We start from the raw sequence: 12,386 nt of genomic DNA on the forward strand, positions 1-12,386 counted from the left end.
AAAGAGAAATTAGATTTTGTTAAGGAGAGGGAAGTATTGAAGATGAAGCGATATATATTAGTATTACTATTATTGCTAGTAGGTAGTATCTTATTTACAGAAACAGCTTTAGCCGCTAACAATTTAAAGGCAGATGTTTCTTATGGTTTTGACAAGAAAATTCAAAGGGGACAAGGCTTTCCTGTAAGTATTACGTTATCAAATGAAAATGATAAAACCATAAGCGGAGATTTAGTAATCTTATCAGAAACAAACCGCAAAGTCGGTAATACTGTTATCCATGTAGAGCTTGCGAAAGGTGAAACAAAAAAAATTCAAACTTCTGTTTCAGGACTTGAGGAAAATTTAGTACGTATGCAAACCTCAAATAAGGAATCATTAATTAAGTTTTATGAGGGAAGCTGGGAAGATAACAAAGAAATTGAGTTAATTGGTAATAAAAATCTTGCGCCGATCCATTTAAATGAAAGTCGTCTAGTTGTAGGGGTATTATCTGACACGCCGGACTCACTGAATTTTTTAAAGCTTACAAAGTATAATGGTGAAATTGTAGAAGTACTGAATATACAACAAGATGAACTACCTAATGAACAACTAGGTTTACAAGTGTTTGATGTACTCGTTATTAATGACTTTCAAGTGTCTGCTTTATCAACACAAAGGCAACAGGCTATAATAAATTGGGTGAATAGTGGGGGACATATAATTATTGGTAGTGGACCGAATATAGCCACCCAGCTTGGAGAAGTAGGAAATTTATTACCACTTCAAGTTACGAATAACCAATCCATTAATCAGTTTGCTTTTTTACAGCAATACGGTGGAGATGACTTGCCGACATTAACGAATATTCCTATTATGACAGGAGATTTAGTAGATAAAACGAAGGTAGTATTTTCTGATAACTCATTACCTATCACTTTAAATAAAGATGTTGGTAGTGGTGAAATAACTCAATTTACTTTTAACATAGGAGCAGAAAGTTTAAGTAATTGGAGTGGATATGCAAATTGGTGGGATGATGTCTTTGCAAAGCTTGTAGAAAAGAATTATGATAAAAACTATTTCCATTATGATTTATCAGAAATTGCAGAGATATTCGATTCATCAGTTATACCGTTAAATATATTGATACTTACTTTTGCTATCTACTTATTAGTAATTATCCCTGTTCTATATATTATTCTACGAAAAGTTGATCAACGGGAAAAAGCTTGGATTATCATTCCAACAATTTCTATTCTTGTGACAGTGTCAATATTTTTCGTCGGAGCGAAGGATCGTTTAGGTAGTGTAAAAGCAAATGAGGTAAGTATATTAGCTATCGATGAACAAGGTGTTGGTAATGGATTAGGAGTTGTTACATTCTTATCCAACAATGGTGGTGATTATACTCTTACTTCAAAGTCTGAATCGTATCAACCTATTCCAATATTAAATCGTTATTCAGATTCAATTGATGTAATTGAAAATTTTGCAATGATTGAAAGTAGTCACGGTAAGACAGCACTTACTTATAATGACGTTGAATATTGGTCTTTACGCTCAGCGACAGGAAATATCGTAAATCAGCCTATAGGCAAAATTGATGTGAAGCTACAAGTAGAAAATGGCAAATTAGTAGGTTCATTAAATAACCAATTAGATTTGGATTTGCAAGAAGTGTATTTAATCTCAGGTAGCCATGCTTATGATCTAGGCAATGTTAAGCGCGGAAACACAACTGACATATCACTGGATATAAAATCAAATAATTTGGCTAACGTAGTAGCTGGTCCAACGTATTCTGCTGCATTGTCTGCCTTTCCAGGAATGGATGTTTGGGGTGGGCAAATAGAAAAGAATGACTTGGAGAATTGGAGAAAATATCGTTTATTATCAACAGCCATTAGTGATAGATATTCCTTATCAAAACATAATCAGCCTCTACTCGTTGCTTTTACAAACGACTCAATTACTGATATATCAATAAAGGATAAAAAAACAGTTAATAATGCATTAAACCTATTAATGCAAAATGTAGAAATAGATACTGTTGGCGTAGGAGAATTTTTGCTACCTGAAGGAACTATTATACCAAGTGTCTCAGTTGAGGAGGGACAAAATGGTCGAGTAGTTGACAATGGTTTGGAGTACGGTGAAGACTGGATTTATATGGAAGAAGGAAAATATTTGATCACTTATCAAATTCCTTCAACTATAACAGCAAAAGATTCATCACTTTCCAACTTGAAAATTAGCTTAAATCGTGAAGCATCTGGTGTATATAGCTTATTGAATAACGTTACGGGTGAATCGGTTGAATTGTCAGGTAAACAGCTCTTTAACTTTAAAGAAAATGTCAACGAGTTTGTTAATGAAAATGGGATAATTACTATAAAATTAGAAGTATCGGACCATCAAGATATTCGTGTGCCTACTATTTCAGTTGAGGGGGAAATCAAATGATAGAAACAATTAACTTAACGAAAAGATATGGTTCCTTTACCGCACTTGATTCATTAAACCTCAATGTAAAAGAAGGTACAGTGTTTGGGTTTGTAGGTCACAACGGTGCTGGTAAATCAACTACTTTTTCGATCTTGGCAACATTAATGGCACCAACATCTGGAACAGCATATGTAAACGGTTATGACGTGACTAAGGAGCCAAAAAATGTTAGAAAGTCAATAGGGTATATGCCAGACTTTTTTGGGGTCTATGATCAATTCAAAACAATCGAATATTTACATTTTTATGGTGGTAGTTATGGCATTCCAGAACGTGAAAGAAACGTGCTCATACCACAGCTATTAGAACTGGTCAATTTATCACATAAAAAGGATTCGTATGTGGATGTGCTATCAAGAGGAATGAAACAAAGGCTTTGCCTCGCTCGTGCTTTAATTCATGATCCTAAATTGCTAATTTTGGATGAACCTGCATCAGGGTTAGACCCCCGTGCAAGAATTGAAATGCGTGAGATATTAAAAGAGCTAAAGAACATGGGTAAAACGATTATTATTTCTTCTCACATTTTACCAGAGCTTGCTGAGATGTGTGATGAAATTGGGGTAATTGACAGTGGAAAGCTTGTAGCGACAGGATCAGTCGCTCAAATACAAAAACAATTACAAGCAAATAAAGTAATTAATGTAAAATTAGTAGATGATATGGCAAAAGCTTATGCGTTTTTTGAAGACCAACAGTTTGTTACAAACCTTCACAGGAACGAAAGGTTTGAAAATGTGTTATCATTTGCCTTTTCAGGGGATGATCAGGAACAAACGAACTTATTAAAAAAAGCGTTGTCTGAGAACCTTCTTATTCTTTCATTTAGTGAAGAAGATTCTAACCTGGAAGATATTTTCCTAGAAATCACGAGAGAGGTAGAGTGACAATGAGAAGCCTATTAATTAATCCAGTGTTAAATAAGGAGATTAAACTCCGTTTTCGTTCATTTAAAAGCTTCCTTGGCATTTTATTCTATCTATTAGTTTTAGGAGGAATTGCACTAGGATATATTTATTTAGATAGTTCAAACTCTCCAGGCGGAATTGTTAAGCCGAATGAAAGTCAAGAAATGTTTATGATCATATCAGTTCTACAATTGGGGCTCATATTATTTATGACCCCTGGGTTAACGGCAGGTACCATTAGTGGTGAACGTGAAAGACAAACATTAAACATCTTGTTAACGACACAGCAATCGTCGACGAGTATTATCGTTAGTAAGCTAGTTTCTTCATTGGCATACTTGTTCTTAATCATTTTTTCATCACTACCATTATATAGTATCGTGTTCCTATTTGGTGGAGTGTCACCGAACACTTTGATATCGGTATTCGTCATTTATTTACTAACGATAGTAACTGTAGGGAGCATAGGTATTTTATTTTCTACACTGATTCGCAAAACAATCGTATCGATGATTGTTACGTATGGTGTTATGTTGTTTCTTACAGCTGGTACAGCAGCGATTATGCTATTTTCTTTTGAAATGAGTGGATACTCATATAATGCCAACCCTCAACATACCAATGTTGTTGCATATATATGTGGAATGTTTAACCCATTTGCGGTGATACTTGCAGAACTTGAACCGAACGCAGCGAATGAATTTGCTGATATGACAAATATTGATTTTTCATTGTTTATTAGTTTTACGTTTTCCTATTTGAGCATTACTGTCATAAGTTTACTAATCAGCATTATGAAGCTTCGCCCAAAAATGAAACCGAAGAGAGGGTGATAAAGTGGATGAAAAACAGAAGTTCTTTTCTTTTCTCAAAGTTCTTAAAAAGAAATTACTCAAGGAACATGTAAGCACCAACCTTCATTATATGCTTGTCACAATAGCTAGTATATTCTTTTTCCTAGCTATCGCATCGAGGTTTATCATTATACTTCACCCTATAATGATCGCTTTGGCCATAAGTGTTGTTGCCATTGTAACATCAGTCGTATTTACAATAAAAAACAGACCTAAAGATCAAGTTGCAGCACAACTTTATGATGAATATGTCGGTGAAGACCGTGTGCAAACAGCCTTGTCGTATATAAATGATGAATCGATTATTAGTCAATTGCAACGTCGTGATGCTCTATCACATATGAAGAAGGAACATCAACAAGTAGAAACGAGGAAACTGTCTTTAATTCATAGGAAAAAGATTGTTATCTCGGTAATGTTGGCGATATGTACTACTTTATCTCTCATGTTTCCTAATGATGTCATGGAGAGTGCAAAGCTAGAACAGATCGATAAGCAAATAACTAAAGAAACAAAAAAAGAGATTGAAAAAATCAACAATCCAGATGATAAAAAATTAGCAAAAGAAGTTGATGATCTAAAAAAACAACTGTCAACCCCGAAAGATAGTAAGGAATTGCTTGCTGATATACAGGCCCAGGAAGCAAAGCTTGCGAATAAGAAAGAAAAAGCATTAAAGCAACAACAGTTATTACAAAAGATTCAACAAAATATAAATCAATCTAACTTGAACCAATTGTCTGCTGCACTTTCTGAGCAAAATCAACAAAAATTACAAGAAGCGCTTGAAAAGTTAAAGAAGGACCTTAACGGGTTACCTAAAAATGATAAAGAAGCAATAGAATCTATGCTTGCAGAAACTACTGGACAACAGCTAGACCTGGAACAGCTTTCAGCAGAACAACTAAATGAGATACTGGCAAACCTGGAAAAGCAATTAAATGATGCATTTGCTGACGCTAACTCATTAGAAGAGCTAGGTGAGTTACAACAACAGCTACAGCAGACATCAGCATCATTACAGCAACAAATGGCTACTGCTGGTTTAGGAACACCTTCTCAACTGGCCTTACAACAAAATAACAGTGCTTCAACGACTGCAACAAATAGTCAAAGTGGAACGAACAGTAGCAACCAATCACAGTCAGGTAATAATCAAGGAAACGGTTCAGGCTCGGGCTCTGGTTCAGGTTCAGGATCAAGCTCTGGTTCAGGTTCAGGATCAGGCTCGGGTTCAGGCTCGGGTTCAGGATCAGGCTCAGGCTCGGGTTCAGGATCAGGCTCAGGTGGAACAGGTTCAGGAGTAGGGGGATCTGGAGCTGGATTTGGTCAAGGATCTCGTGAACTAACAATACCTGAGTATTTGAATGGTACAAATACGATTGAGAATGACTTTAGCGAATTAGGTAAAGGTAGTAGTGAGCAGTCTGAGGGTCAGGGCCCAATTTTAAATGGTACGTTACGACCGTATGAGGAAGTTTATGGAGAATATGCACAAGCATATAGAGAGAGTATTGATCGCTCAGATTTACCATCGTACTTAGAAGAAGTTGTGAAGGATTATTTCACAGAAATAGATCCAGGGGAGGAGTAAAATCGTGGTAGAATTAGCACAAAAAGAGCAACAATTACAAGCAGTTGCAGATAAGATCTCAAAATCTAAACTAGAGATTTCTAAATTTATAGTAGGGCAAGAGGACGTGGTTGACCAAGTATTATGGACGATTTTTGCTGGTGGACACGCATTGTTAGAGGGGTTACCCGGTCTTGGAAAAACGATGCTTATTCGAACAATTTCTGAGGTGATGAACTTGGATTTTTCAAGAATCCAGTTCACCCCTGATTTAATGCCTTCTGACATTACTGGGACAATGATGCTAGAGCCTAACGAACATGGAAAGCAAAACTTTGTTTTTCACAAAGGTCCAGTCTTTGCGAATATCGTCTTAGCTGATGAAATTAACCGTGCAACACCTAAAACACAAAGCTCTCTGCTTGAGGCCATGGCTGAAAAAACAGTAACTGTCATGGGTGATACGAAAAAATTAGCGGAGCCCTTCTTTGTTCTTGCTACCCAAAACCCGTTGGATACTGAAGGTACGTATCCATTACCAGAAGCACAAATGGATCGATTTTTATTGAAGATTAATGTCGATTACCCTACGAAAGAACAACTGAAGGAAATTGTTAAAAAGACAACTACAAACACAACACCATCATTACAAAAAGTGATCAATCGTGATGATATTCTAGAAATCCAAAATCTTGCTAAAGAGATTCTCGTTAGTGACGATGTGTTAGAATTTGCAACCAATATCATCGTTGCAAGTCATCCTACGAATGATTTTTCACCAGAAATGATAAGAAAGTTTGTGCGTTATGGCTCAGGACCACGTGGGCTACAAAGTATGATACAAATCGGCAAAGTGCATGCGTTAAGTAATAGTAGAGTTCATCTTTCAAAAGGAGATATTAAAAAGTGTGCGAATGCTGTTTTACGACATCGACTATTTTTAAATTTTGAAGGTGAAGCGGCTGGTATTAGTACAGATGCCATCATTGAAGAATTAATTACAAATGTTGAGCAAAGCGTGAATAAAAAATGACGACCAATATTATAGACAGTGCTTTATTAATGCGTCTTAATAAGCATCGCATTCAGTCAAAACGACAAAAGCGTGGCTTCCAACAAGGAGCAAGAAGATCAATGAAACAAGGGCAATCATTAGACTTTTCAGATTATCGTCAATATCAGCCAGGTGATGACTTGCGACAAATTGATTGGAATATATATGCACGTACAAATAAGCATTATATTAAGAGATTTTTAGATGAACAAGAATTAGTAATTTCTTTATATTTAGATTGTTCAAAATCAATGCATCTAATTGACGAAAAGTGGCTTTCGGCTAAAAGGTTAGCAGCTACACTTGGATATATGTCTTTAAGCCATGATGATAGAGTTGGTATTTTTCCAATATGTTCTACCGACTCTCCGTTTTTTTATAAAAAAGGAAGAGCATATGCTAACAAGGCTGTTTTTTATATAAGTGAGTTAGCAAAAAGTGTATCAGAACATGCTACATTTTCCCAAAGTATTACTACTAACATTGTTCCTAAATCAGGTGTGAGCATTATCATAAGTGACTTTTTAGAGCCACTAAATGATATAAAGGCTGCTCTTAAAAAAATTCAAGCGAATAGACAGGAATTATATGTAATTCAATTATTAACGGAAGAAGAAACCAATCCAAACTATCAAGGTGATTTAAAATTGATAGATAGTGAGATGAATCAACAGATGAATGTTTCAATGTTACCTTCAATTAAAAGAAATTATGTGAACCGTGTAAACCAGCATACTGAGGAACTAGAGCAATTTTGCTTTGATCGTGGAATTGGTTTTATAAGATGTTCTACAACCGAAACAATTGAAGAAATCATTTTTGAATCGTTGATGCCAAAAGGTTGGATTGTGTGAGGTGAGTAGATGGGATTAATAGCGCCAACATATTTGTTGTTAAGTATCTTTTTATTAGTAGTTATCGCTTTTTATTTATTTAGAAAACAATATCAACAGCAAGTGATTCCATCCACACTGTTATGGCAGCAAGTGATGCAAGAGTGGGAAGCATCTAAATGGTGGAGGAGGTTGCAGCGTCACATCCTGCTATACCTACAACTGCTAATCCTTTCCATGATTATTATCGCTTTAGCCCAACCTTATTTTAATGATTCAACAATTGAAGGGGATCACATTGTCATCGTGATTGACACATCAGCATCAATGAGTGCTAAAGAAAAAGAAGAAAGCCGTATTGATATAGCAAAAAATGAGATTTCAAAAATGGTAGATAAATTACAAGCTCAAAAAGTCACAATTATTGAGTCAGGTAAGAAGCCGGAAATATTATTATCACAAGATACGAATAAGCAAAACATCCGTAAAGTGATAAGTGATTTACGATTGTCTTATGAGAATGCTAACATTGCTGAAGCAATTCAATATGGAGCTGCGTTATTAACAGATGACACAGGTGAAATCCAAGTTTTTTCTGATTCGGTTACGGAGGAAGACATAGCTACAATGTTTGTTGACAAGAAGATTGTCGTAAATAACATCGGAACTTCAACAAATAACATTTCGTTAAGATCTTTCGGTGTCGGTGAAATTGGTGATGAGATAAGGGCAGTTGCATCAGTAGCAAATGATTCAGCGAATAAGGTAATATTTACAATAAATATTGAGTCGAATGGAAAACAACTGCATTCATCAAAGGAAGAAATTGAGCCCAAAACAATACGTGATATTCAAATTCCTCAACTGCCTGAATACGATTATTACAAAGCGACAATTAATGTGAAGGATGATTATCAGCTTGATAATAGCAGTGTTGCTTTTATGAATATAAATGATGACCCAACCGTTAATCTTATAGGTAATGTAAGTCCATTTATATCCAAAGCATTAGTCAATATGAGTAAAGAAGTAGTTCAAGCAGACAGTGTTGATGACCTCACAGACAGTGATGGTGGGGTATATATCGTAAGTAATTTATCTGAGGACAAATGGCCCGATGGTCCGTTAATGGTTCTGTCACCTACCTTAGGTGGTTCTTATGAAGTAAAAGAAAAAGTTCAACTTGAACAAGCCATTGAAGTGAAGAGTAATGATCCATTATTTCAATTTGTTAACATGAATAATATTTACGTTCAAAATGCATATCCTCTTGAAGGTTTAGGACTATCTACAATTGCATCAAGTGGAAAAACGGATCTTATTAGTAAGGGCACATATGAAGGACATCCTATTATTTTCTTGTCCATGGATATCGAAGATTCAGATTGGCCTTTACATGCAAGCTTTCCGATCTTTTTATATAACGCTGTCACTTATTTAACTGAGCAGAACTCCCAACTAGGTTATTTTTCTCCTGGTGAGGTAAGAGATGTTTCTTTATCGACGGATGCGTCAAGTCGTTCTATTCTTAATGAAGATTATGAAGTAGTGAAGGAAATGACTATGGATGATGGGGTTTTAGCAGTTCCAAATGAACCCGGAATTTATAGGTTTATTGAACGCGGCGAAGATGGACAGAAGGAGCGGTTATTTGCAGTCATCTTAGAGGAAAGTGAAAAGAAGATGGTGTCTTCAGAAAGTTTTGTGTTAGCTGAAACGGAATCTAAAACTGATAACAATACAAGCAAACGGCATAATGTCGCTTCATACTGGTTTATATTAATTGCTAGTATGATATTAATTGTGGAATGGGAGGTGTACCGACGTGGGATTAGAGCTTAAGTATCCTCTCATGCTCCTACTATTTATACCTGCAATTATGACGATTGTGTTCTTTGCGAAAGACAGAACACAGCTAGGTAAGATTGAAAAAGTGTCTGTTATCACGCTTAGATCGATCATATATACATTATTAATCCTTGCCTTGACGGTACCAACTATATTATACCCAATAAATGGAGTGACGACTGTATTTGTCGTCGACCGTTCGGCAAGTGTCGGCCAACAAGAAATCAAGATGGTTGGGGCTGTGGAAGATGCGGTTGATAAGAAGGAAGTAGAGGACCGTTATGGTATCGTATCTGTTGCTGATAATGCATCTGTAGTTCGTTCCATATCACCAAGACCGTTGAATACGACGCAGTTGCCTGTTATGGAAAAGACAAATTATACAAATCTAGCAGAAGGTATTCAACTCGCTTCGTCTATGCTGTCAAATGCAGGAGGCAGAGTTGTAGTATTAACAGATGGGAATGAAAACGTAGGTGATGCTTTGCAGGCTACAAAGTTTGCAGCGCAACAAGGTATAGAAATTGATGTAATGCCATTTGCACCTGCAACTAAAACTGATGTAGCGATAGAAAGCCTTCAAGTACCATCTACATTATATGTAGGGGAACAAGCAAAGCTTAGTATAGATATTGAAAGTAATCAAGATATGAATGCTACTCTTCAAATCACGAAAAATAATGAACAAATTATTAGTGAAAAGATTGATGTAAAGCAAGGCAGAAACAGTTATTCCTTTTCACATATCGTAGATTCTACTACATTACATTCATATAAAGCAGAAATCATTGCAGAAGGTGATGAAGTACAACAAAATAATGCTGCCCATGCTGTTGCTACAGTAAAAGGGACACCAACTATTTTGATCGTTGAAGGCAACGAAGGTGATGGGGATAATTTAGCGAACGCGATTAATTCAGCCAGCTTAAATATAGTAGAAACAAAACCAGAGTTATTGCCTACCAATATTGCTTCACTGCTACAATATGACTCAATCGTCTTTGCTAATGTTTCAGCTACAAAGGTCAGCCAATCACAAATGGAAATGATTAAAACGGCTGTAAATGATTTCGGTGTAGGCTTCATCATGACAGGTGGAATGGAAAGCTTCGGTCTTGGTGGATATTTTAAAACACCGATTGAGGATATTCTTCCTGTGGATATGGAGCTTAAAGGTAAACAAGAAATGCCGTCCTTAGGAATGGTCATTGTGTTAGATCGTTCAGGAAGTATGTCAGGTTATAAAATGGACCTTGCTAAAGAAGCTGCTGCTCGAACGGTTGAATTATTAAGAGATAAAGATACTCTTGGTTTTATCGCTTTTGACGAGAAACCATGGCAAATTGTTGAAACTGCACCCCTAGATGATAAACAAGAGGTAGTAGATAGTATTCGTTCAATTCAGGAAGGTGGAGGGACAGATATTTTCCCGGCTTTACAGCAAGCGTATGAACAATTTACACCTCTTGAGTTAAAACGAAAACACATCATTTTATTAACAGACGGTCAATCTGCAACCAATGCTGACTATAATTCATTAATATCTGATGGATTAAATGACAATGTTACGATTTCGACTGTTGCAATTGGCTCAGATGCAGACCGAAGATTACTCGAATCTCTAGCAATGGAAGGAAATGGGCGCTTCTACGATGTTGCTGATGCTTCAACAATTCCAAGTATATTGTCTAGAGAAACGGCTTTGACTACTAGAACATACATTGAAGATAATCCGTTTTATCCTACACCGATTGCAGGTACAAGTGTATCGCGATTGTTTGGTGAGGGCGTTCCGAAAATGAATGCATATATTGCGACGACAGAAAAGGGAAGGGCCGAAACAGTTCTTACATCTGAAAAGGGTGACCCAGTGCTAACTCGTTGGAAATCCGGTTTAGGTAAAACAATAGCTTGGACGTCTGATCTAAAAGGTGAATGGGCAGGAGCTTGGCCAGCATGGAATGAGTGGCCTATTATGTGGAATGATCTAATTACATGGACGTTACCTACATTTCAACAGGATGCATATGATGTTGTTCAAACTACAAATGGCAAAGAAGTAGTACTAACAATTGAATCAGCCGACACAGATTTATTGCCATTAGAGAGCAAGCTTGTGGACGACCAAGGTTCAGAGGTTGATGCAGAGCTACGTAGTATAGCTCCAGGAAAGTATGAAATGAGCTTTGCTGCAGAACCTGGAATTCATTATTTGCAATTAATGAAGCGTGAAGGAGAAGAAATTAAGAGTACTTTTAGCAAAGCTATAGTAGTTCCATATTCAAAAGAGTTTGAAGTGAAAAAAGAAAATGATCCATTACTTCAAGACATTGTAACAGTTGGGAATGGTAAGCTAATAGAAAGTCCCGAACAAGCATTTCGAGCGTTAACAAATAAAAATGTGAAAAAGCAACCGATTGAAGAATTATTATTGTTGCTAGCCTTCTTCCTTTTTATTATAGAAATTGCTATAAGAAGATTTGGTATACAGCCGCTTATTGCCAAAGTAGCTACCATGCGCTCAAACCATCAGCATGAAGCTGCTGCCAAAAATGAAAAAATAGAAAAAACGTTCGGAAGATTACAAGAAAAGAAAAAGGTATCTACACATCGTATTCATCAAGTAGAGACTAAAAAGACTATAGATAAAAATGTAACAAAGAACGTTAGTAACAAGCCTATTTCTAACGTTAAGCAAAAGGATAATAAGATTCTCAAAAATAATGGTGATAATAAGGCGAACAGTAAAGTTGATCAAACCGATGATCATGAGGCTCGGCTAGATCGATTATTAAAAGCAAAAAATAAAAGACGTCGTTAATTGTG

General features: G+C 36.2%; 8 protein-coding genes. All 8 read left to right on the forward strand.

The window, feature by feature from the left end; all coding sequences use genetic code 11:
• Positions 1 to 36: 36 nt before the first annotated feature.
• Genes ACSVDA_RS00055 through ACSVDA_RS00090 form a run of 8 tightly spaced genes read left to right on the forward strand, consistent with a single transcriptional unit; the run spans position 37 to position 12,381 of the window.
• On the forward strand, positions 37 to 2,448 hold the full coding sequence (locus tag ACSVDA_RS00055) for a hypothetical protein (RefSeq protein WP_485879756.1): 2,412 nt from the start codon (positions 37 to 39) through the stop codon (positions 2,446 to 2,448).
• Complete coding sequence (locus tag ACSVDA_RS00060) at positions 2,445 to 3,377, forward strand: ABC transporter ATP-binding protein (RefSeq protein WP_320258603.1); 933 nt, start codon at positions 2,445 to 2,447, stop codon at positions 3,375 to 3,377. The genes ACSVDA_RS00055 and ACSVDA_RS00060 overlap by 4 nt, the downstream gene beginning before the upstream one ends.
• A gap of 2 nt (positions 3,378 to 3,379) precedes the next feature.
• Complete coding sequence (locus tag ACSVDA_RS00065) at positions 3,380 to 4,231, forward strand: ABC transporter permease (protein ID WP_485879758.1); 852 nt, start codon at positions 3,380 to 3,382, stop codon at positions 4,229 to 4,231.
• 4 nt (positions 4,232 to 4,235) lie between these two features.
• Positions 4,236 to 5,846 carry a hypothetical protein gene (locus tag ACSVDA_RS00070; RefSeq protein WP_485879760.1) on the forward strand — a complete coding sequence of 537 codons (1,611 nt, stop codon included), beginning with the start codon at positions 4,236 to 4,238 and terminating at the stop codon, positions 5,844 to 5,846.
• A 4-nt stretch (positions 5,847 to 5,850) separates the two neighbouring features.
• The gene (locus tag ACSVDA_RS00075) at positions 5,851 to 6,858 is read left to right on the forward strand and encodes an AAA family ATPase (RefSeq protein ID WP_485879762.1); all 1,008 of its coding nucleotides are present in this window, start codon (positions 5,851 to 5,853) and stop codon (positions 6,856 to 6,858) included.
• Complete coding sequence (locus ACSVDA_RS00080) at positions 6,855 to 7,733, forward strand: DUF58 domain-containing protein (RefSeq protein ID WP_485879764.1); 879 nt, start codon at positions 6,855 to 6,857, stop codon at positions 7,731 to 7,733. The genes ACSVDA_RS00075 and ACSVDA_RS00080 overlap by 4 nt, the downstream gene beginning before the upstream one ends.
• Positions 7,734 to 7,742: 9 nt before the next feature.
• A complete protein-coding gene (locus ACSVDA_RS00085) occupies positions 7,743 to 9,554 on the forward strand; it encodes a VWA domain-containing protein (RefSeq protein WP_485879766.1) in 1,812 nt (603 codons plus the stop codon).
• Positions 9,538 to 12,381, forward strand: a complete 2,844-nt coding sequence (locus ACSVDA_RS00090; protein ID WP_485879768.1) for a VWA domain-containing protein — start codon at positions 9,538 to 9,540, stop codon at positions 12,379 to 12,381. Before ACSVDA_RS00085 ends, ACSVDA_RS00090 begins: the two co-directional genes overlap by 17 nt.
• Positions 12,382 to 12,386: the final 5 nt, after the last annotated feature.

The organism is Cytobacillus sp. Hm23, from assembly GCF_051842895.1.
In the GTDB taxonomy this organism is placed as follows: Bacteria; Bacillota; Bacilli; order Bacillales; family SM2101; genus Nanhaiella.

Excerpts from the sequence above, each read along its gene's own strand:
- ACSVDA_RS00060 (WP_320258603.1), top strand. The coding sequence starts at position 2,445 with ATGATAGAAACAATTAACTTAACGAAAAGATATGGTTCCTTTACCGCA.
- ACSVDA_RS00085 (WP_485879766.1), top strand. The coding sequence starts at position 7,743 with ATGGGATTAATAGCGCCAACATATTTGTTGTTAAGTATCTTTTTATTA.
- ACSVDA_RS00080 (WP_485879764.1), top strand. The coding sequence starts at position 6,855 with ATGACGACCAATATTATAGACAGTGCTTTATTAATGCGTCTTAATAAG.
- ACSVDA_RS00065 (WP_485879758.1), top strand. The coding sequence starts at position 3,380 with ATGAGAAGCCTATTAATTAATCCAGTGTTAAATAAGGAGATTAAACTC.